This is a genomic window from Pseudomonas sp. USTB-Z (assembly GCF_019691255.1).
GTDB lineage: Bacteria > Pseudomonadota > Gammaproteobacteria > Pseudomonadales > Pseudomonadaceae > Aquipseudomonas > Aquipseudomonas alloputida.
Window position 1 is genome coordinate 1 of record NZ_JAECZP010000013.1, and the last position, 20,379, is coordinate 20,379.

18 protein-coding genes and 1 pseudogene are annotated in these 20,379 nt (G+C 62.4%); 12 read left to right on the top strand and 7 right to left on the bottom strand.

What is annotated here, in order from left to right; genetic code table 11:
* Positions 1-952: 952 nt before the first annotated feature.
* Both I8746_RS16010 and I8746_RS16015 read right to left on the bottom strand, forming a co-directional pair.
* Complete coding sequence (locus I8746_RS16010; protein ID WP_003255276.1) at positions 953-2,446, bottom strand: CoA-acylating methylmalonate-semialdehyde dehydrogenase; 1,494 nt, start codon at positions 2,444-2,446, stop codon at positions 953-955.
* A gap of 73 nt (positions 2,447-2,519) precedes the next feature.
* Complete coding sequence (locus tag I8746_RS16015; protein WP_014589574.1) at positions 2,520-3,866, bottom strand: aspartate aminotransferase family protein; 1,347 nt, start codon at positions 3,864-3,866, stop codon at positions 2,520-2,522.
* A gap of 115 nt (positions 3,867-3,981) precedes the next feature.
* On the opposite strand from I8746_RS16015, the gene I8746_RS16020 reads away from it, so the two are divergent.
* From I8746_RS16020 to I8746_RS16040, 5 genes are all read left to right on the top strand, one after another.
* The gene (locus I8746_RS16020; protein WP_029611808.1) at positions 3,982-4,902 is read left to right on the top strand and encodes a LysR family transcriptional regulator; all 921 of its coding nucleotides are present in this window, start codon (positions 3,982-3,984) and stop codon (positions 4,900-4,902) included.
* A 90-nt stretch (positions 4,903-4,992) separates the two neighbouring features.
* Positions 4,993-5,655, top strand: coding sequence for a TetR/AcrR family transcriptional regulator (locus I8746_RS16025; RefSeq protein ID WP_012051106.1), 663 nt, complete (start codon positions 4,993-4,995; stop codon positions 5,653-5,655).
* 9 nt (positions 5,656-5,664) lie between these two features.
* Entirely contained in the window at positions 5,665-6,249 is a 585-nt protein-coding gene (locus I8746_RS16030) for a YigZ family protein (RefSeq protein ID WP_221100824.1), read from the top strand.
* 368 nt (positions 6,250-6,617) lie between these two features.
* On the top strand, positions 6,618-7,304 hold the full coding sequence (locus tag I8746_RS16035) for an SDR family oxidoreductase (protein WP_221100825.1): 687 nt from the start codon (positions 6,618-6,620) through the stop codon (positions 7,302-7,304).
* A gap of 85 nt (positions 7,305-7,389) precedes the next feature.
* Positions 7,390-8,337, top strand: a complete 948-nt coding sequence (locus I8746_RS16040) for an adenosine deaminase (RefSeq protein WP_003255282.1) — start codon at positions 7,390-7,392, stop codon at positions 8,335-8,337.
* Positions 8,338-8,357: 20 nt separating this feature from the next.
* Here I8746_RS16040 and I8746_RS16045 read toward each other — a convergent pair whose 3' ends face one another.
* Entirely contained in the window at positions 8,358-9,071 is a 714-nt protein-coding gene (locus I8746_RS16045) for a helix-turn-helix transcriptional regulator (protein WP_004576993.1), read from the bottom strand.
* A gap of 489 nt (positions 9,072-9,560) precedes the next feature.
* On the opposite strand from I8746_RS16045, the gene I8746_RS27220 reads away from it, so the two are divergent.
* Positions 9,561-9,758 (top strand): hypothetical protein, encoded by a 198-nt coding sequence (locus tag I8746_RS27220; protein ID WP_003255284.1) that lies wholly within the window; start codon positions 9,561-9,563, stop codon positions 9,756-9,758.
* On the opposite strand, the gene I8746_RS16050 is transcribed toward I8746_RS27220, so the two are convergent.
* On the bottom strand, positions 9,709-10,890 hold the full coding sequence (locus I8746_RS16050) for a multidrug effflux MFS transporter (RefSeq protein ID WP_003255285.1): 1,182 nt from the start codon (positions 10,888-10,890) through the stop codon (positions 9,709-9,711). The two genes, I8746_RS27220 and I8746_RS16050, sit on opposite strands and share 50 nt — an antisense overlap.
* 107 nt (positions 10,891-10,997) lie before the next feature.
* The gene (locus I8746_RS16055; protein WP_003255286.1) at positions 10,998-11,195 is read right to left on the bottom strand and encodes a heavy-metal-associated domain-containing protein; all 198 of its coding nucleotides are present in this window, start codon (positions 11,193-11,195) and stop codon (positions 10,998-11,000) included.
* A 145-nt stretch (positions 11,196-11,340) separates the two neighbouring features.
* Between I8746_RS16055 and I8746_RS16060 the strand changes: the two genes are divergently transcribed.
* The 5 genes and pseudogenes from I8746_RS16060 (at position 11,341) to I8746_RS27615 (ending at position 16,697) form a co-directional block, all read left to right on the top strand.
* Entirely contained in the window at positions 11,341-11,727 is a 387-nt protein-coding gene (locus tag I8746_RS16060; protein WP_014755216.1) for a hypothetical protein, read from the top strand.
* A 52-nt stretch (positions 11,728-11,779) separates the two neighbouring features.
* The gene (locus I8746_RS16065) at positions 11,780-14,179 is read left to right on the top strand and encodes a heavy metal translocating P-type ATPase (protein ID WP_221100826.1); all 2,400 of its coding nucleotides are present in this window, start codon (positions 11,780-11,782) and stop codon (positions 14,177-14,179) included.
* The gene (cueR, locus tag I8746_RS16070; protein ID WP_004576995.1) at positions 14,176-14,586 is read left to right on the top strand and encodes a Cu(I)-responsive transcriptional regulator; all 411 of its coding nucleotides are present in this window, start codon (positions 14,176-14,178) and stop codon (positions 14,584-14,586) included. Before I8746_RS16065 ends, cueR begins: the two co-directional genes overlap by 4 nt.
* A gap of 365 nt (positions 14,587-14,951) precedes the next feature.
* Positions 14,952-15,839, top strand: a pseudogene (locus I8746_RS27610) (cache domain-containing protein); the annotation flags it as partial.
* Between the two features lie 129 nt (positions 15,840-15,968).
* Positions 15,969-16,697, top strand: coding sequence for a methyl-accepting chemotaxis protein (locus I8746_RS27615; RefSeq protein ID WP_392509328.1), 729 nt, complete (start codon positions 15,969-15,971; stop codon positions 16,695-16,697).
* A gap of 65 nt (positions 16,698-16,762) precedes the next feature.
* Here I8746_RS27615 and I8746_RS16080 read toward each other — a convergent pair whose 3' ends face one another.
* Positions 16,763-17,542, bottom strand: a complete 780-nt coding sequence (locus tag I8746_RS16080; protein ID WP_003255291.1) for a helix-turn-helix transcriptional regulator — start codon at positions 17,540-17,542, stop codon at positions 16,763-16,765.
* An 89-nt stretch (positions 17,543-17,631) separates the two neighbouring features.
* Positions 17,632-18,909, bottom strand: a complete 1,278-nt coding sequence (locus tag I8746_RS16085; protein WP_143495052.1) for an acetyl-CoA C-acetyltransferase — start codon at positions 18,907-18,909, stop codon at positions 17,632-17,634.
* A gap of 117 nt (positions 18,910-19,026) precedes the next feature.
* On the opposite strand from I8746_RS16085, the gene I8746_RS16090 reads away from it, so the two are divergent.
* On the top strand, positions 19,027-20,379 hold the full coding sequence (locus tag I8746_RS16090; protein WP_012051098.1) for a 3-oxoacyl-ACP reductase: 1,353 nt from the start codon (positions 19,027-19,029) through the stop codon (positions 20,377-20,379).

Below are 20,379 nucleotides of genomic sequence, written 5' to 3' on the forward strand. Positions count from 1 at the left end.
GCTCAGCAATCTCAAATGACTATGTGATTTCTCGCATGGTCACTTGTGATGCTGATAATCTTTTTGACTATCAGTCCGTACTCACAAGCACCCACACGAATTGCTTGATTCAATTTGTTAAAGAGCGTTTGGTTAAGAGCTTTTCGTCTCAACCGAGGCGCGCATTCTACGCTTTCCTCAGAGCCTGTCAAGCGTTTATTTTGAAGTTTTTTGCGAGAAACTCGTTTAGCTTCAAACACTTGGCTCGCTGCGATCTCTCGTAGCGGGAGGCGAATCATACAGCACTTGGAAGCGCTGTCAACCACCATTTTCAACCGCTTTCGATCATTCGATCGTAGCCCTTTCAGCTTTTGCCTTCACTACTTAACTCATTGAATCTCAAGGAGTTTTTCGTTCCGATGTCGCTGGAAGTGGGGCGCATTATAAGGGGATTCGAGAGGGCGTCAACCTTTAATTTCAAGAAAGTGAAATATAAGGGGAAAAGACCGTATCGGGGCTGCCAAGTGTTCGCCACGACAGTTTCAGCGCCTGTGAGATCGAGCGCCGCCCGCGCGGCGCTTCGCGGGTAAACCCGCTCCTACGTTTGTTTCGGGCCAATTATGCCTGTGGGATTCGCGCGCGAACGCTTTGGTGCCTGTCTCAATATCGCGTCGAACAAACAAGGCGGTCGCGCGCGCCAGGCACAGGAGAGACTGGCCCGAAACAAACGTAGGAGCGGGTTTACCCGCGAAGCGCCGCGCGGGCGGCGCTCGGTCTCATAGGCGGTGAATGTCTCAAGCCGGACGCGGGCGGCGCTCGATCTCACAGGCGCTGCAGGGGTTATGGCAGACACATCTCACCGCCAAAACCACCTCAAGACATACCCACCACACCTCCCCCTACAACAGCAAAAACCAACCCCCAAAAACAAAGCGGGGAGGCCTGACGGCCTCCCCGCTTTGTTTACCCTCCCTTAAAGGCTAGGGAATGCAAACTGCGACGCTTCATGACTGGCCCGCTGAGGCCAACGCTGGGTAATTGCCTTGCGACGGGTATAGAAGCGCACACCATCCGGGCCATAGGCATGCAGATCACCAAACAGCGAACGCTTCCAGCCACCAAAGCTGTGGTAGGCCACCGGCACCGGCAGCGGTACGTTCACACCCACCATACCCACTTCGATCTCGTCGCAGAACAGACGGGCCGCTTCACCGTCACGCGTAAAGATGCAGGTGCCGTTGCCATACTCGTGATCGTTGATCAGCTGCATGGCCTGCTCCAGGCTATTCACACGGACCACGCACAGCACCGGGCCAAAGATCTCCTCTTTATAGATGCGCATCTCCGGGGTCACCTTGTCGAACAGGGTGCCACCCACAAAGTAGCCATCTTCATTACCCGCCACTCGGAAACCACGGCCATCCACCACCAGCTTGGCGCCAGCAGCAACACCGTCATCGATGTAACCCACGACCTTGTCACGCGCTGCCGCAGTCACCAGCGGGCCCATGTCCAGGCCGCACGAGGTGCCGGCACCAATCTTCAGCGCCTTGATCTGTGGCTCCAGCTTGGCAATCAGGGCATCGGCCACTTGGTCGCCTACGCACACGGCGACCGAAATGGCCATGCAACGCTCGCCACACGAACCGTAAGCCGCGCCCATCAGTGCACTGACGGCGTTGTCCAGGTCGGCATCCGGCATCAGCACCGCGTGGTTCTTCGCGCCCCCCAGGGCTTGTACACGCTTGCCACGCTTGGTGCCTTCGGCATAGATGTACTCGGCGATCGGGGTCGAGCCCACGAAGCTCAGTGCTTTGACTTCCGGCGCTTCGATCAGCGCATCCACCGCTTCCTTGTCACCGTGCACGACGTTCAGGATGCCCTTCGGCAGGCCGGCTTCCAGCAGCAACTGGGCAATGTACAGGGTCGAGCTCGGGTCACGCTCGGAAGGCTTGAGGATGAATGCGTTGCCGCAGGCGATGGCCAGCGGGTACATCCACAGCGGCACCATGGCCGGGAAGTTGAATGGGGTGATACCGGCAACCACGCCCAGCGGCTGGAAGTCGGACCAGGCGTCGATGTTCGGACCGACGTTGCGGCTGTACTCACCCTTCAGCACTTCAGGGGCTGCACACGCGAACTCGACGTTCTCGATACCACGCTTCAGTTCACCGGCGGCGTCTTCCAGGGTCTTGCCGTGCTCTTCGCTGATCATCTGCGAAATCTTGGCTTCGTTCTGCTCCAGCAGTTGCTTGAAGCGGAACATCACCTGGGCGCGCTTGGCCGGAGGGGTGTTGCGCCAGGCCGGGAAGGCTGCCTTGGCCGAGTCGATCGCTTCCTGCACGGTTGCGCGGCTGGCCAGTTCGACCTTGCGAACGGCCTGGCCAGTGGACGGGTTGAAGACATCGGCGGTGCGCTCACCCTTGGTAACCAGTTCGCCGTGAATCAGGTGCTGAACAATGCTCATGCAAAACTCCAGATAAACAAAGGAGAGCCAGGCGCGCGCTGCGGGCATGCGCCTGGCATCAAAATCGGAAAGATCAGTCGATCAGGTTCAGGGTTTCGCCTACAGCATCGAACAGGCGGTCCAGTTCCTGCGGCTTGGTATTGAAGGTTGGGCCGAACTGCAGGGTGTCGCCACCAAAGCGTACATAGAAGCCGGCTTTCCACAGCTTCATGGCCGCTTCGTATGGGCGAACAATGGCATCACCGTCACGGGCGGCGATCTGGATGGCGCCGGCCAGGCCGTAGTTACGGATATCGACGATATTCTTGGTGCCCTTCACGCCGTGCAACAGCTTCTCGAAATGCGGCGCCAGTTCAGCCGCGGACTGCACCAGGTTTTCCTTCTGCAGCAGGTCCAGCGCGGCGAGACCGGCGGCACAGGCTACCGGGTGCGCCGAATAGGTGTAGCCGTGTGGGAATTCCACGGCGTATTCCGGGGTCGGCTGATTCATGAAGGTCTGGTAGATCTCGCTGCTGGCAATCACTGCGCCCATCGGGATGGCGCCGTTGGTCACCTGCTTGGCGATGCACATCAGGTCCGGGGTAACGCCGAAGGCTTCCGAGCCGGTCATCGCGCCCATGCGGCCGAAGCCTGTGATCACTTCGTCGAAGATCAGCAGAATGTTGTGCTGGGTGCAGATTTCACGCAGACGCTTCAGGTAACCCTTCGGCGGCGGCAGCACACCGGCCGAACCGGCCAGCGGCTCGACGATGACTGCTGCGATGTTGGAGGCATCGTGCAGCTCGATCAGCTTGAGCATTTCGTCAGCTAGCGCGATACCGCCCTCTTCCGGCATGCCTTTGGAGAAGGCGTTCACTGGCAACACGGTGTGAGGCAGGTGGTCGACGTCCAGCAGCTGACCAAACATCTTGCGGTTACCGTTGACGCCACCCAGGCTGGTACCGGCGATGTTCACACCATGGTAACCACGGGCACGGCCGATGATCTTGGTCTTGGTTGCCTGGCCTTTCAGGCGCCAGTAGGCACGCACCATCTTCAGCGCGGTATCGGCGCACTCGGAACCGGAGTTGGTATAGAAGACGTGATTCAGATTGCCCGGCACCAGCTCGGCGATCTTTTCCGCCAGCTGGAACGACAGCGGGTGGCCGAACTGGAACGCTGGGGAGTAGTCCAGCGTGCTCAGTTGGCGGGTCACCGCGTCAGCGATTTCCTTGCGAGTGTGCCCTGCGCCGCAGGTCCACAGGCCAGACAGGGCGTCGAAGATCTTGCGCCCGTGGTCATCGACCAGGTAGTTGCCTTCGGCCGCCACGATCAGGCGTGGGTCGCGCTGGAAGTTGCGGTTGGCGGTATAGGGCATCCAGTGGGCGTCCAGCTTGAGCTGGCTGGCGATACCCGCGGGGGCGGTTTCGGGCATGTTCATCGGCGGTTCCTCGGAAGACGATTAGGCAACGATGGATGTTGTTGCAGCTAAGTTGGCACGGCGATAGAGTCTGAAAAAGCCTACATTTCTAACCTTCAGGCAGGCCGAGACTAAACTGATGAGCCGAAGACCCGATCCACTCGCCCAAGTCAGCGATTTCGACATCCGCCTGCTGAAGATCTATCGCAGCGTCGTCGAGTGCGGAGGCTTCTCGGCTGCCGAAAACGTACTGGGCATTGGTCGCTCGGCCATCAGCCAGCAGATGAACGACCTCGAACAACGCCTCGGCCTGCGCCTGTGTCAGCGCGGCCGCGCCGGTTTCTCGCTGACGGAGGAAGGCCGCGAGGTCTACCATTCAGCCCTGCAACTGCTCAGCGCGCTGGAAAGCTTCCGCACCGAGGTCAATGGCCTGCACCAGCATTTGCGCGGCGAGCTGAACATCGGCCTGACCGACAACCTGGTGACCCTGCCGCACATGCGTATCACCCATGCCCTGGCGGAACTCAAGGACCGCGGCCCTGATGTACGCATCCAGATCCGTATGATCGCCCCCAGCCAGGTCGAGCACGGCGTGCTCGACGGCAGCCTGCACGTTGGCGTCGTCCCACAGACCAGCCCGCTATCGGGGCTTGAGTACCAACCGTTGTATAGCGAACGCTCGCTGCTGTACTGCGCAGTCGGCCACCCGCTGTTCTACGCCGACGACCAGCAGATAGACGACGAACGCCTCAACAGCCAGGAAGCCATCACCCCCACCTTCCGCCTGCCGGCCGACATCCAGGCGCACTACCAGGCGCTGAATTGCACAGCCAGTGCTTCTGACCGCGAGGGCATGGCGTTTCTCATCCTCACCGGGCGTTATATTGGCTATCTGCCCGACCACTACGCCATGTTCTGGGTACAGCAAGGCCGTTTGCGTGCGCTCAAGCCCAAGGAGCGCTTTTATGACCTGAGCCTGAGCTGGGTTACCCGCAAAGGCCGGCGCCCCAACCTGGTGTTGGAAAGCTTCCTCGAAAGCCTGGCTGCGACACGTTGATGCCAGTCTGTGCCGCAAACGCTTGTCACTTCGGCACAGGCAGGTAATCTTGTCCCACAGCCGCAGCCACTGCCCCGTACGGAATCGTCCATGACCCTAGAAGTCCCTGCGCATCGCCTCTCCGCCTCGGGCAAGCCCGCGGGCCGTATCCGCCAGAAGAACGAACAGGCCATTATCCAGGCCGCCGAAGATGAGTTCGCCCGCCATGGTTTCAAGGGCACCAGCATGAACACCATCGCCCTCAAGGCGGGGTTGCCCAAGGCTAACCTGCATTACTACTTCACCAACAAGCTGGGCCTGTACATCGCCGTGCTCAGCAACATCATCGAGTTGTGGGACAGCACCTTCAACGCCTTGAGCGTCGATGACGACCCCGGTGAAGCCCTGAGCCAGTACATCCGCACCAAAATGGAGTTCTCCCGGCGCAACCCGCAAGCTTCGCGCATTTTCGCCATGGAAGTGATCAGCGGTGGCACCTGCCTGACCGAATACTTCAGTGCCGATTACCGCGAATGGTTCCGCGGCCGTGCTGCGGTATTCCAGGCTTGGATCGAAGCAGGCAAAATGGACCCGGTCGACCCGGTACACCTGATCTTCCTGCTCTGGGGCAGCACCCAGCACTATGCCGACTTCGCCACCCAGATTTGCCAGGTGACTGGCCGCAGCCGCCTGACCAAGCAGGACATGGAAGACGCGAGCAACAACCTTATCCACATCATTTTGAAGGGCTGCGGCATCACGCCGGCTGCCTGACCGTCTTTTATGCCTTCTACCCTGCTCGACCTCTGCGAATACCGCGAGGAAATCCGCAAAAGCCGCTTCATCACCCTCGCCGGGCCGATCAGCAGCGCCGCCGAAGCGATGAGTTTCATCGAACGCCACAGCGACCTGGCCGCTACCCACAACTGCTGGGCCTGGAAACTCGGCGCGCAGTACCGCAGCAGTGACGACGGCGAACCCGGCGGCACTGCAGGGCGGCCGATACTGGCGGCCATTGAAGCGCAGGACTGCGACCAAGTGGTGGTGCTGGTGATCCGTTGGTACGGCGGCATCCAGCTGGGTACCGGCGGCCTGGCCAGGGCCTATGGCGGCGGCGCCAACAAGTGCCTGCAACAGGCGCCCAAGCGCCTACTGGTGCAGCGCAGCCACTTCAGCTGCAGTTGCAGTTTCAGCGAACTGGCGCTGGTGAAGTTGCGCCTGGCCGAGGTTGACGGCCTGGTCCTGGATGAACAGTTCACCGCCAATGGTGTGGACCTGGTGGTTGCCCTCGGTGACGCCCACCTGGCGCCATTGCAACAGCAACTGGCGGACCTGAGCCGCGGGCGTATTTTGCTCGAAGCACGCTGAACATTGCCCACAACAACTGTGGGCCTGCCTGTGGATAAGCTTGGGGCACTCTCTTGCAGGCTAGTGATTTCGAGGCCCCCAGAGCTTTGATCATATTTTGATCACTATTTGATGACAGTCGTAAACTGCTGAATGTGCGCGACTTATCCCCAGCGAACCGCCCATCCAAGCCGCACCCCGCTTGCTCACCTTGCACACAATAACTGTGGACCAGCTTGTGGATAACCCGTGCGCCAACAGGCGAAGCGCCCGGCCCCGCAAGGCCCAGACAAAACTGACCATTTTTTAACCAGACGCAAACCAGGCACGCGTATTCGCCGTGACGTATGCTCAATTCCTTTCTCCTACACCGATAAAGGAATGTTCCTATGGCCAATTCAAGAACTGCCCTCATCATCGGCGCCTCGCGCGGGCTTGGCCTGGGCTTGGTACAACGCCTGCACGAAGACGGTTGGCACATCACTGCCACCGTCCGTAACCCGCAGCAGCCCGGCGCCCTGGCGAACGTGCCCGGCGTGCATATCGAGCAGCTGGAAATGAACGACACCGTTCAGCTCGACAGCCTGAAGCAACGCCTGCAAGGCCAGGTGTTCGACCTGATATTCGTCAACGCCGGAGTCATGGGCCCCCTGCCGCAAGACCTGGAGGGAGTCCACAACAGCGACATTGGCGATCTGTTCATGACCAACGCTGTGGCGCCGATACGCGTGGCTCGCCGCCTGGTGGGTCAAATACGCGAAGGCAGTGGTGTGCTGGCTTTCATGAGCTCGATCCTGGGAAGCGTCACCATCCCAGACGGTGGCGAAATCTGCCTGTACAAGGCCAGCAAGGCGGCACTGAACTCGATGATCAACAGCTTCTTCGTTGAGCAGCAGCGCCCGGACCTGTGCGTGCTGGCCATGCACCCGGGCTGGGTGAAAACTGACATGGGTGGCGAAAACGCCGAAATCGATGTGCTCACCAGCACCCGCGGCATGATCGAACAGATCAAGGCCCAAAGCGGCAAGGGCGGCCTGCGTTTCATCAACTACAAGGGCGAACCCTTGGTCTGGTGATTCACCAGGTCGCAGCCCGGCTGGGCGCATTGCCCAGCCAGCCCCTGTAGAATGGCCGCAACCGTACCTGATTGAGATGACCACTATGTATGACTGGTTGAACGCCCTGCCCAAGGCCGAACTGCACCTGCACCTGGAAGGCTCACTGGAGCCAGAGTTGCTGTTCGCCCTGGCCGAGCGCAACAAGATCGCCTTGCCCTGGGCCGATGTGGAGACCTTGCGCGGTGCCTATGCCTTCAACAACCTGCAGGAGTTCCTCGACCTGTATTACCAGGGCGCGGATGTGCTGCGCACCGAGCAGGACTTCTACGACCTGACCTGGGCCTACCTGCAACGCTGCAAGGCCCAGAACGTGATCCACACCGAACCCTTCTTCGACCCGCAGACCCACACCGACCGCGGCATTGCTTTCGAAGTGGTGCTCAATGGCATCAGCCAGGCGCTCAAGGATGGCCGCGAACAACTGGGCATCAGCAGCGGCCTGATCCTCAGCTTCCTGCGCCACCTCAGCGAGGATGAAGCGCACAAGACCCTCGATCAGGCCTTGCCGTTCCGCGATGCGTTCATTGCCGTAGGCCTGGACAGCTCGGAGATGGGCCACCCGCCCAGCAAGTTCCAGCGGGTGTTCGACCGCGCCCGTAGCGAAGGCTTCGTCGCCGTTGCCCATGCTGGCGAAGAAGGCCCGCCCGAGTACATCTGGGAAGCCCTCGACCTGCTGAAGATCAAACGTATCGACCATGGCGTGCGCGCCATCGAGGACGAGCGCCTGATGCAGCGCATCATCGACGAGCAGATCCCGCTCACGGTGTGCCCGCTCTCCAACACCAAGCTCTGCGTGTTCGACCACATGAGCCAGCACAACATCCTCGACATGCTCGAGCGTGGTGTGAAAGTCACGGTCAACTCGGACGACCCGGCCTACTTCGGTGGCTACGTCACGGAGAACTTCCACGCTCTGCATACCCACTTGGGCATGACCGAAGACCAGGCTCGTCGCCTGGCGCAGAACAGCCTGGACGCACGGTTGGTTTGAGTAGCATGACGACGTTGCGCTCAACCGACCTGCAACGTCGCCACGCGGGCTATGCGATTGATCTGCTGGATACCCAGCGCCGAAATATGCAGTGCCCGCGAGTCCTCTATCTCGCGCATCCAGCCAGATTGCAGGAACAACCTGAACAAGGCCTGACCCAGTACGCCCCCCAGATGCGGGCCTTGGTCATTCCATTCGGTGCAGCGGCAGATCACGCAACCTCGTTGCTGGTGGGGCGCCAGGGCATCGATGTACACCCCGACCAAGGCCAACTGCGCCCGCCCCTCGTCACTGACCCTCAAGTGCCGTCCGCTGCCTTCCAACCAGCCAGCCACCACCATGCGATGGTACAGCTCACTGGCCAACTCCCCACCCAGGTGATCGCCACAACGGCGCGCCCGGCGCATCGACAGCGGCAGCGACGATACCGGCGCTTCGGCACGCTCTCCCCTGGCGCTTTCCAGCTGTACGCTGGCCAAGGCCTCTACCGCCGCTCCGACCTGCGGGGTAGCCAGGCAGAAGTAACGTTTGCGGCCCCTGGCTTCATGCCTGAGCAAACCGGCCGACGACAGCAGCGAAAGGTGCGCGCAGGCTGACGATGAAGTCAGGCCAGTCATTATCGCGAGCTCATTGGCCAACCGCGGTGTGCCATCGATCAATGCCCACAACATGGCACTGCGCTTGGGGTCGGCCATCAGGCTGGCGATCTGGCTGATACTGCTGGCTGCGTTCATGTCCTTGTAACTCCCTGCAAGTTCACTGTGGGGATGCGATGGCCAACCCTGCCAGGGAAGCGCCTCTCGCTGGCACTGGCCTGGCTCGCCAGTATAAGCCGCAGAAAACGCCGGTTCAGACGGCCAGGTGCCATCGTACTCATGACGAAAAACCACTGGGTATGCCTACCCATGGCAAGCAGCGAGGCGGCTTCGAAAACGCCCCGGCACCCAGTCAATCAAGGCACCGGTACGCCCACACAAACGCGCTGAAACATCTTGATGAAAACAAACTTGCAGCCATATCAGATGTGGCCCACAGCAACCTTCCACAAATAGTGCGAAACAAAGCGAAGGTTCTGCGGGTTTGCAGGCATTGCGCCCAAAGTAGGAGACACCGCCAGGAAAATGCACACACTTACCGTCAGTCAGGACGCTGAAGCCGTGTCATGGCAGGCTGGCGGGCCAGCGCTACACTTGAGCGGCTCCCCTTCCTGGAGGTATGCAGCGATGAAAATTATCGTAAGTGCGTCGAGCCGAAACCCCGCCTGCCCTTGGCAAGTCCAGCTCGATCAGCATGTGGTCAGTTTCCGCAGCGAGGCTGAGGCGCGTGCCTTCGTCGCCACGCTGGAAACCCGGCTGCAGGCACCTCACCCGCTCATGCGGGAGCCTTGGCCTGCAAACGCCGGGTCAACAGCGCAACACTGACCACCAGCGCCCCGCACAGGCTGATCACGATTGCCATGGGCACCGCACTGCCATCATGCAGCAGCCCGACCAGCGCCGCAGCACCCGCAGCTACGCTGAACTGCACACAGCCCATCAGTGCCGAGGCGCTGCCGGCACGCGCGCCCTGTCCACTCATGGCGCAGGCCGAAGCATTGGGAATGATGCAACCAAGGCTGGCGATACAGATGAACAGCGGCACCAGTAGCGGCCACAGTTGCGCAGGGCGCAACGCCGCCACGCCCAGCAGCACCAGGCCCGCAACCAGATACAGCCACACCGCACGGCCCAGCAGGAAGGCCGGCCCGCGTTTGGCCAGCAGGCGGGCGTTCACCTGCGCCACCAGAATAAAACCTGCGGCGTTGGTGCCGAACAGCCAGCCGTAGTGCTCAGCGGGCACGCCATACAGTTTGATGAACACGAAAGGTGAACCGGCGATATAGGCAAACATGCCGGCAATGGCGATACCGCCGGTCAGGGCATGGCCAAGGAAAACCCGGTCAGCCAGCAGCCGCAGGTACTGGCGCAAGGCGCCAGACAGCGGTTGCCGGGGTATATGCTCGGGCAGGCTTTCCGGCAGGCCCAGGCTTACCGCCAGCAGGCAGCCGGCACTGAACAGGCTCAGCGCAAGGAAGATCGACTGCCAACCGGCCAGGTTCACCAGCACCCCACCCAGCATCGGTGCCAGGATCGGCGCCAAGCCCATGACCAGCATCAGTTGCGAAAACACTTTGGCTGAAGCTACCGGGTCGCACTTGTCGCTGACGATGGCCCGCGAAAGCACCATGCCGGCACAACCACCCAGTGCCTGGATGAAACGCGCCACCACCAAGGTATCGAGGTTGGGGGCGTAGGCACAGGCCAGTGATGCCAAGGTGAACAGCGTAACGCCGAACATCAGCGGTTTGCGTCGGCCAAAGCGGTCGGCAACCGGCCCATAGGCCAACTGCCCGATAGACAGGCCCAGGAAGTAGGCGGCCAACGTGGCCTGGACGTGTTTTTCATCGGTGGCGAACGCTTGCGCCATGGCCGGGAAGGCTGGCAGGTAAAAGTCGATCGCCAAGGGCCCGAACGCACTGAGTGCGCCCAGGATGAGCACCATTCGCAGGTTCATCAGGAATCCATAGCAGGCTAAGCAAGTGACTGATTCTACCTGCTGTGGACCCTGTCAATGTGAAAACATTTGCAACACTGTTACCCCCGGTGGGAGCAATCAGGTCTTCAGGCGATTTCGGCCTGATACCCCTCATCGCGAATCGCAGTGAGAATCTGCTCCTGCGCCAACTCGCTCTGCACACGCACCTGTTTGCCTGCCAGATCAACTTCCACCCTGGCTGCCGCATCCTGCTCCTGCACCGCGCGGGTCACGGCTTTCACGCAATGGCCGCAGGTCATGCCTTGTACATTGAACACTTGCATGGGGGTTACCTCCTTCAGGTTTTTCACAAGTTTCAAGCTTGCCATCAGGGCAAGGTCAAGCCCTGCCTGCAACGCCCGGGGTGGAAATCCGCGTCCGCGTCGGCCAAGCTGCGCCTTTGACGATCAGGCAAGCAGGAGATTTTTCATGTTCAGGGCAGCATTGGGCGTCGTCGGGCTCTTGGGCGCGCTGGCTGTGGTGCCACCGGCATTCGCCGAGGGCAACTCGGCCTACAGCGTACTGATCATTTCCCGGGAGCGCCTGGAAGTGGCCACCAGTTGCGAAATCGGCGTGTACCTAAACGACCAGCTTTCCGGGCGCGTTTTCCAGGAGCAGTCCACCTCGTTCAACCTGCCGCCTGGCCCGGTGGATGTGCGCCTGCGCCTGCTGCCTGGGCAAATGCCGGGTTGCGCCGCAGGTATAGAGGACCAGCGCAGCGCGCGTTTGAATCTGCAGGCGGGCCAGATCAACAAATACCGCATCGCCATGGGGCAATATGGGCTGGAGTTGAAACGAGCCGACCTGGGCTATTGACCTTGCCTGCGTGGCAAGGTTGATGCTGGAGGCCTGTCCAAGGAGGAGAGCCATGCCCGCATCCACCACATACGACCTGCCGATCTCCGGCATGACCTGCGCCAGCTGTGCTGGCCGGGTCGAGCACGCCCTGCGCAAGGTCACCGGCGCTGAACAGGTCAGCGTAAACCTCACCACTGAAAAAGCCCGGGTTGTAGCCCCGCCTGCCAGCCTGCCAGCCTTGGTCGAAGCCGTGCGCGAGGCCGGTTACGGGGTACCAACCCGCACCCTCGAACTGCAGATAGGCGGCATGACCTGCGCCAGTTGTGTCGGCCGAGTAGAGCGCGCCCTGGGCAAATTGGCCGGGGTCGAGCGGGTCAGCGTCAACTTGGCCAGCGAACGCGCGCACCTCGAAGTGCTTGCGGCCCTTGATGACAACCTGCTGATCGACGCTGTGCAAAAGGCAGGCTACAGCGCCAGCCTGCCGCAATCGACCAAGGACGACCAAAGCGCTGTCCAGCGCCGCCTGCGCAACGAGCGCCTGGCAGTCGGTGCAGCCTTGCTGTTGGCCCTGCCGCTGGTATTACCCATGCTGGTACAACCGTTCGGCTTGCACTGGATGCTACCCGCCTGGGCGCAGTTCCTGCTGGCCACACCCGTGCAGTTCATTCTCGGTGCCCGCTTCTACATTGCAGCCTGGAAGGCCGTGCGCGCCGGCGCCGGCAACATGGACCTGCTGGTGGCCCTGGGCACCAGCGCTGGCTATGGTCTGAGCCTGTACCAATGGGCCCAGGCTCCCGCCGGTATGGCCCCGCACCTGTACTTCGAAGCCTCAGCCGTGGTGATTGCCCTGGTATTGCTGGGCAAGTACCTGGAAAGCCGCGCCAAACGCCAGACCGCCAGTGCCATACGAGCCCTCGAAGCCCTGCGCCCGGAACGCGCCCTGCGCGTGGTCGACGGTGTGGAAGAGGACGTGGCCATTGCCCACTTGCGCTTGGGCGACCTGGTACTGGTCAAGCCCGGCGAACGCTTCCCAGTCGACGGCGTGGTCGAAGACGGCAGCAGCCATGCCGATGAGGCCCTGATCAGCGGCGAGAGCTTGCCAGTGCCCAAGCAGCCCGGCGACAGCGTCACCGGTGGCGCCATCAATGGTGAAGGCCGGCTGCTGGTGCGTACCCAGGCGCTGGGCACCGAGACCGTGCTGGCGCGCATCATCCGCCTGGTGGAAGACGCCCAGGCCGCCAAAGCACCGATCCAGAAGCTGGTCGACCGTGTCAGCCAGGTGTTCGTCCCGGCCGTGCTGGTACTGGCCCTGATCACCTTGATCGGCTGGTGGCTGGCAGGGGTACCGCTGGAAACCGCGCTGATCAACGCCGTCGCCGTGCTGGTCATCGCCTGCCCCTGCGCCCTCGGCCTGGCCACACCCGCCGCGATCATGGCCGGCACCGGGGTCGCCGCCCGCCACGGTATTCTGATCAAGGATGCCGAAGCTCTGGAGCGTGCCCATGCGGTCAACCGCGTAGTGTTCGACAAAACCGGTACCCTCACCTCCGGCAGCCCGCGGGTGGTTCACAGTCAGGCGCTGGACGGCAACAGTGCCGACCTTCACCGCCTGGCCGGCGCCCTGCAGCGCGGGAGTGAACACCCGCTGGCCAAGGCGGTACTGGTGGCCTGTGCAGAGCAAGGGCTGGACGTGCCAACCGTTGCCGACAGCCAGTCACTGACCGGGCGCGGCATTGCCGGGCGCGTTGAAGGCCGTGAACTGGCGCTGGGCAACCGCCGACTGCTTGACGAAAGCGGTCTGCAGCCCGGCGATTTGGCTGCCCAGGCCCAGGCCTGGGAAGCGGAAGGGCGCACACTGTCGTGGCTGATCGAGCGCGGCGCGCAACCGAGAGTGGTGGGCCTGTTCGCCTTTGGTGACAGCCTCAAGCCTGGCGCCGCGCAGGCCATCGAAACCCTGCACGCCCAACACATCAGCAGCCACCTGCTGACCGGTGACAACCGTGGCAGCGCCAAAGTGGTTGCCGAGGCACTGGGCATCGACGATGTGCACGCCGAAGTGCTACCGGCCGACAAGGCCGCGACCGTGGCCGCGCTCAAGCAGGATGGGGTGGTCGCCATGGTTGGCGATGGCATCAACGATGCACCGGCGTTGGCCGCGGCCGACATCGGCATTGCCATGGGTGGCGGTACCGACGTGGCCATGCAGGCCGCCGGCATCACCCTGATGCGTGGCGACCCGCGCCTGGTGCCCGCCGCGCTGGAAATCAGCCGCAAGACCTACGCGAAGATCCGCCAGAACCTGTTCTGGGCCTTCATCTACAACCTGATCGGCATTCCGCTCGCCGCGCTGGGTTACCTCAACCCGGTACTGGCAGGTGCCGCCATGGCCCTGTCCAGTGTCAGCGTCGTCAGCAATGCCCTGTGGCTTAAAACGTGGAAACCCACCAGCAGCACCCAGGAGGTACCATGAATATCGGCCAGGCCGCCCGCCGCAGCGGGCTCAGCACCAAGATGATCCGTTACTACGAGTCCATCGGCCTGCTCAAACCCGCCACTCGCAGCGACAGCGGCTACCGCCTGTACCAGGCGCAAGACTTGCACAACCTGGCCTTCATCAAACGCTCCCGCGACCTGGGCTTTTCCCTCGAAGAGGTCGGCAAGTTGCTGACCTTGTGGCAGGACCGCCAACGTGCCAGCGCCGATGTGAAGGCGCTGGCCATGCACCACATCGATGAACTGAACCGGCGCATCGAGGAGCTGGTGAGCTTGCGCGACACCCTCGGCGAGCTGGTTTCGCACTGCCAGGGTGACGACCGCCCGGACTGCCCGATCCTCAAAGACCTGGCCAATGGCGCTGCGGGCAGCTGCTGTCACTGAGCTGCCACGCGCCTTTGGCATGCCATAAATGTCCAAACACGACCGAATAGTCACCAACCACGACTTTATCCAATAAATACGGGCGTTTTGGCTTCATAAAACCCGGATGCTGCCGATGCAGTTGCTACCTGCCTCGTGTGTCGAAAACAAAAATTCCGGGAGCGTCGATGAGCATCAAACAGAAACTGACCTGGGCATTCGCGGTCATCGCCGGCTTGCCCATCGTTCTCGTGGCCACCCTGGTGGTCATCAACCTGCGCGGCGAAGCCCGCGACGGATTCCTCGACAGCAGCAGCCGGGAAATCCGCCAGGTCAGCAACGCGATGAACATCTTCTTCCAGGGGATCAACCAAAACGTCGAGTACATGGCTTCCCAGCCAATGGTTGCCGCCACGGGCAGCGAGCTGAACAAGTACATGAGCGCAACCCCGTCCTACGAACTGGGCGAGCAGGCCAGCAAAATTCTCGACTTCATGACTCGCCTGGCCAACTCACACCCCGCCTACGCCTACCTGTCCTACGGGGTGAATGACGGCGGCTACACTGGCTGGCCGGCCGGCCAGAAGTTTGTCAATTATGACCCTCGCACGCGCCCCTGGTACCAACTTGCCATGGCCAACCCTGGCAAGACGATGCGTACCGGCGCCTACTACTGGGCCGCCGACGATGCGGTGCTGGTCAGCACCGTGCGCACCGTGGCCAACCAGCTGGGCAACCCCGGCGGCGTGGTCAACATCGACGTGTCGCTCAAGGGCCTGACCGAAATCGTCAAGCAGATCAAACTGGGCGAAAGCGGCTACCTGATGCTGGTGGAAAGCAACGGCAACGTGATGGTCGACCCGCGCGACGCCGCCCACAACTTCAAGCAGCTGGGAAGCTTTGGCGACGGTTACGCCAAGCTGGCCAAAGCCGGCAAAGGCCTGGTCGAGGTCGAGCTCAATGGCGTGCACTACATGGCCAACGTCTACCCCGACCAGCAGCTGGGCTGGACCTTCATCGGCCTGATCGAACAAAGCGAAGTGATGCAGACCACCACCCGGCTCACCTGGCTGATCGGTGTCATCGCTGTGGTGTTGGCCTCGCTGTTCGCGGTGGTCGGTGCGGCCTTCGCCAAACTGATCGTGCGCCCGATCAACAGCGTCACCAACGGCCTGGAGGACATTGCCCAAGGTGAGGGTGACCTGACCCGCAACCTGGAAATCCGCGGCCGCGACGAAACCGCGCAACTGGCCAGCTGGTTCAACCAGTTCCTCGGTGCCATTCGCAGCCTGATCCAGCACATCGGTGCTGCCGCCAGCAAGATCCTCAGCACCTCCAGCAGCTCGACCCGCGTCTCCAGCGACATGGCCGAGGCGGCCGGCCGCCAGCGCGAAGCCGTGGATATGGTTTCCACTGCATTCCACGAAATGGTCGCCACCGCCAATGAAGTGGCACGGTCCTGCAGCCAGGCGGCGCAGTCGGCCGACAACGGCCAGCAGCAGGCCCGCGAAGGGCAGCAACAGATCGATGCAGCGGTACACAGCGTTGATCGCCTGAGCCAGGAGATCGAGCAATCGGCCCAGTCGATCCAGCAACTGGAGCGTGACAGCAACGCCATTCAGTCGATCCTCGGCACGATCCGTTCGATTGCCGAACAAACCAACCTGCTGGCCCTGAACGCCGCCATCGAAGCGGCCCGTGCCGGTGAACAGGGCCGCGGCTTTGCCGTGGTGGCCGACGAAGTACGGGCGCTGGCCAAGCGTACTGCCGACTCCACCGCTGAAATCGACGGTTTGCTGGGCAACCTGGCCAGCCGTACCGCCGAAGTGGCCGAGCAGATGCACGCCAGCCTGGAAGTGTCGCAGCAGTCGGTGAGCCGCATTGGTCTGGCCCGCGACAGCTTCGGGCAGATCCGTGAGTCGGTGGATGTGATCCGCGACATGAACACCCAGATCGCCACGGCAGCCGAAGAACAGCATCAGGTGGCTGAGGACATCAACCGGCACATCAGCCAGATTCACGGGGATGCGCAGTTGGTGGCCGAGCTGGCCCAGGCGGCGCGCCAGGACTCCGAGAGCCTGGCCGGGCTGTCCAATGAGCTGGATACGCTGGTGCGCAGGTTCCGCACCTGACGTATGGCCTGTGCCGGCCCTTTCGCGGATAACCCCGCGAAAGGGCCGGCTCAGGCAACCGAAAATCAGAGCTTCAATTCCCCCGGTGTCGCGCCAAACAGCTGCTTGAACGCCGCAATGTAGGCCGACGTGGAGTCATACCCACACCCCAGCGCCGCCTCAGTCACATTCTCCCCCGCCTCCAACAACGCCAGCGAAGACAACAGCCGCATGCGCTGGCGCCAATTACGAAAGCTCAAGCCGGTCTCCCGTTGAAACAGCCGCATCAGTGTCTTCTCCGAACACCCCAGCTCCCGCGCCCATTGCTGCAAGGTCTGCGGCTGGTCTGGTGCAGCGATCAAGCCATTGCACAGCGCCAGCAAACCAGGGTGGCGGGGCAACGGCAGCGAAAAACCGACTTCCGGCAAGGTGCGCAACTGATCGAGCAGCACTGCCACCAGACGCGATTCGGCGCTGTCGTCCTCTGGGTAATCTGCCGGGAACAGGCAGAACTGCTTGATCAGCTCGCGCGCCAGCGGCGTGACTTCCAGCACTCGGCATTGTTCCGGCGCCCATGGGCAGGCATCACGGCGCACATACAGGCTGCGCATCTCGGCTTGCATCGAGGTGACCACTTCATGCTCGGCATCGGCAGGGATCCACACCCCCCACTGCGGTGGGGCGAAGTAACTGCCGTCGCGTGTGTACACGCCGAGTACACCGCTGATGGCGTAGGAGAACTGCACCCAGTCGTGCTGGTGGCGGGTAGTCCACGAACCGGCGCCAAGGCTTTCGGCACGGGCGTAGAGCGGTCTGGGCAGGTGTTCCAGCGCGGGGATAGCGCGGGGGTGTCCGATGATCGGCATGGTATTTTCTTGTAGTTCTGACCAGACAAGCCTAACAGCTGGATCATGATCGAGGCACTCACCGCCTCTGCAGTTACCCTGGAGGTGCTTCAGCGCTCGACGATAACGGTCACCCCCTGCCCGCCTGCCGCACAGATCGAAATCAGCCCGCGCCCCTTACCCGCCGTCGCCAGCAGCTTGGCCAGGTGGGCCAATATCCGCCCACCGGTTGCCGCAAACGGGTGCCCGGCCGCCAGCGAACTGCCCTTGACATTGAGTTTGCTGCGGTCGATCGCGCCCAGCGGCGCCTCCAGGCCCAACTGCTCACGGCAGTAATCGGCATCTTCCCAGGCCTTGAGCGTGCACAGCACCTGGGCAGCAAAGGCTTCGTGGATTTCGTAGTAGTCAAAGTCCTGCAGCGTCAGGCCATTGCGTGCCAGCAAGCGTGGCACGGCATACACCGGCGCCATCAACAACCCTTCGCGCCCCGTGACAAAATCCACCGCAGCAGTTTCGCCATCGACCAGATAGGCAAGCACCTGCAACCCCTGCTGCTGCGCCCACGCTTCGCTGCCCAACAGCACCAGCGAAGCACCATCGGTCAACGGCGTGGAATTACCCGCCGTCAACGTGCCCTGCCCGCTGCGGTCAAAGGCTGGTTTGAGCCTGGCCAACTGCTCAAGGCTCAGGTCGGGGCGCAGGTTGTTGTCCCGCGCCAGCGAAAGAAACGGCGTCAACAGGTCGTCCTGCCAACCCTCGGCATAGGCAGCGGCCAGCTTCTGGTGGCTAAGCAGCGCCAATTCGTCCTGCTCGGCGCGGCCAACGCGCCAGGTGTGGGCCATGCGCTCGCAATGCTCGCCCATCGACAACCCCGTACGCGGCTCGCTATTGCGTGGCAGCTCGGGTTTCAGGTGATGAGGCCGCAGCTTGAGGAAGGGCTTTAACCGTTCGCCAAGGCTTTTGCCACGGTTGGCCTGCAGCAATATATGGCGCAAGCCTTCGTTGACGGCGATCGGCGCATCGGAGGTGCTATCGACACCGCCTGCAATACCGCAGTCGATCTGCCCCAGGGCAATCTTGTTAGCCACCAGCAGCGCAGCCTCCAGCCCGGTACCGCAGGCCTGCTGGATGTCATAGGCCGGGGTCTGCGGTGACAGGCGCGAACCCAACACGCACTCGCGGGTCAGGTTCATGTCGCGCGAGTGCTTGAGCACGGCACCGGCCACCACCTCGCCCAACCGCAGCCCGTGCAGGCGATAGCGTTCGATCAAGCCTTCAAGCGCGGCCGTGAGCATCGCCTGGTTGCTGGCCGTGGCGTAGGCGCCATTGGAGCGGGCGAAAGGGATCCGGTTGCCGCCCAGGATCGCGACCCGGCGAGTTGAACGCATGCGCGTGTTCCTCCTGAAACAATTTGTTCGGTACAGCCTAGGTGTTTTTACCGCATTCGAACGACCCTGCCGCAAAGTTGGTCCACACTTTCAAGCTTGCCTTTCGGGAGACCCCTCATGAGCGATCGCTACCTCGGTTTTGCCAACTCCAATCTCGGCCGCCGCCTCGTGGATGCCCTTGGCCTGCCACGCCCGGCGCCACTGGAGCGCTGGCAGGCTGGCCGCCTGCGGCCGGTGGAAGGTGCCCTGGTACTGGGTGGCGGGCCACTGGCGAAGCAGGTCGAAGCCATCGCCCCGCGCCTCACTGACGAGGTATACAGCTTCAATGCCGACAACCTGCAGGCTGAAGCCTGGGTGGCCGGACTGGGGCCGAAAATCAAGGCCGTGGTATTCGATGCCAGTCACTTGTCCGACAGCGATGCACTGAAGCAGTTGCGTGAATTTTTCCAGCCGCTGCTACGCAGTCTGGCCCCATGCGCCCATGTCCTGGTGCTGGGCCGTGCACCGGAAGGCCTCGACGACCCACTGGCCAGCGTTGCACAGCGTGCCCTTGAGGGCTTCAGCCGCTCACTGGCCAAGGAACTGCGCAACGGCGCCACTGCCCAGCTGTTGTATGTCACCCCCGGTGCCGAAGATCAGCTGGAAGGCGCCCTGCGCTTCTTCCTCTCGCCGAAGAGTGCCTTCATCTCTGGCCAGGTACTGCGCCTGCAAGCCTGCACCAGCCAGGTGGAGGACTGGACCCGCCCACTCGGCGGCCGCCGTGCGCTGGTCACGGGGGCTGCGCGCGGTATCGGCGCCGCCATTGCGGAAACCTTGGCACGGGACGGCGCCGATGTACTGCTGCTGGATGTACCGCAGGCCAGTCAGGACCTCGACGCCCTCGCTGCACGCCTCGGCGGCAAGGCACTGCCACTGGATATATGCGCTAGCGATGCGGCAACGCAACTGCTCGCGGCCCTGCCCGACGGCATCGATATCGTGGTGCACAACGCCGGTATCACCCGCGACAAGACACTGGCCAACATGACGCCGGAATACTGGGACGCCGTGCTGGCCGTGAACCTCAAGGCACCGCAAGTGCTCACCCAGGCGTTGTATGACAACGGCGCGCTGGGGGAAAACGCGCGCATCACCCTGCTGGCCTCGGTCAGCGGCATTGCCGGCAACCGCGGGCAGGCCAACTATGCCGCGAGCAAGGCCGGGCTGATCGGCCTGGCCCAGGCCTGGGCGCCACGGCTCGCCGAGCGCGGTGGCAGCATCAACGCCATCGCCCCCGGTTTCATCGAAACCCACATGACTGCAGCCATGCCCATGGGCCTGCGCGAGGCGGGCCGGCGCTTGAGTTCGCTGGGCCAGGGTGGGCGCCCGCAGGATGTCGCCGAAGCCATTGCGTGGCTCAGCCAGCCAGGCTCCGGGTCGGTCAACGGCCAGGTACTGCGGGTGTGCGGCCAGGCACTGATGGGGGCTTGA

What these genes read in the sequence shown, in the direction of transcription:
- I8746_RS16015 (WP_014589574.1), bottom strand. Translation starts at nt 3,866, where the DNA reads ATGAACATGCCCGAAACCGCCCCCGCGGGTATCGCCAGCCAGCTCAAG.
- I8746_RS16085 (WP_143495052.1), bottom strand. Translation starts at nt 18,909, where the DNA reads ATGCGTTCAACTCGCCGGGTCGCGATCCTGGGCGGCAACCGGATCCCT.
- I8746_RS16060 (WP_014755216.1), top strand. Translation starts at nt 11,341, where the DNA reads ATGTTCAGGGCAGCATTGGGCGTCGTCGGGCTCTTGGGCGCGCTGGCT.
- I8746_RS16040 (WP_003255282.1), top strand. Translation starts at nt 7,390, where the DNA reads ATGTATGACTGGTTGAACGCCCTGCCCAAGGCCGAACTGCACCTGCAC.
- I8746_RS16025 (WP_012051106.1), top strand. Translation starts at nt 4,993, where the DNA reads ATGACCCTAGAAGTCCCTGCGCATCGCCTCTCCGCCTCGGGCAAGCCC.
- I8746_RS16030 (WP_221100824.1), top strand. Translation starts at nt 5,665, where the DNA reads ATGCCTTCTACCCTGCTCGACCTCTGCGAATACCGCGAGGAAATCCGC.
- I8746_RS16050 (WP_003255285.1), bottom strand. Translation starts at nt 10,890, where the DNA reads ATGAACCTGCGAATGGTGCTCATCCTGGGCGCACTCAGTGCGTTCGGG.
- I8746_RS27220 (WP_003255284.1), top strand. Translation starts at nt 9,561, where the DNA reads ATGAAAATTATCGTAAGTGCGTCGAGCCGAAACCCCGCCTGCCCTTGG.
- I8746_RS16090 (WP_012051098.1), top strand. Translation starts at nt 19,027, where the DNA reads ATGAGCGATCGCTACCTCGGTTTTGCCAACTCCAATCTCGGCCGCCGC.
- I8746_RS27615 (WP_392509328.1), top strand. Translation starts at nt 15,969, where the DNA reads ATGGTTTCCACTGCATTCCACGAAATGGTCGCCACCGCCAATGAAGTG.
- cueR (WP_004576995.1), top strand. Translation starts at nt 14,176, where the DNA reads ATGAATATCGGCCAGGCCGCCCGCCGCAGCGGGCTCAGCACCAAGATG.
- I8746_RS16010 (WP_003255276.1), bottom strand. Translation starts at nt 2,446, where the DNA reads ATGAGCATTGTTCAGCACCTGATTCACGGCGAACTGGTTACCAAGGGT.
- I8746_RS16080 (WP_003255291.1), bottom strand. Translation starts at nt 17,542, where the DNA reads ATGCCGATCATCGGACACCCCCGCGCTATCCCCGCGCTGGAACACCTG.
- I8746_RS16055 (WP_003255286.1), bottom strand. Translation starts at nt 11,195, where the DNA reads ATGCAAGTGTTCAATGTACAAGGCATGACCTGCGGCCATTGCGTGAAA.
- I8746_RS16065 (WP_221100826.1), top strand. Translation starts at nt 11,780, where the DNA reads ATGCCCGCATCCACCACATACGACCTGCCGATCTCCGGCATGACCTGC.
- I8746_RS16035 (WP_221100825.1), top strand. Translation starts at nt 6,618, where the DNA reads ATGGCCAATTCAAGAACTGCCCTCATCATCGGCGCCTCGCGCGGGCTT.
- I8746_RS16045 (WP_004576993.1), bottom strand. Translation starts at nt 9,071, where the DNA reads ATGAACGCAGCCAGCAGTATCAGCCAGATCGCCAGCCTGATGGCCGAC.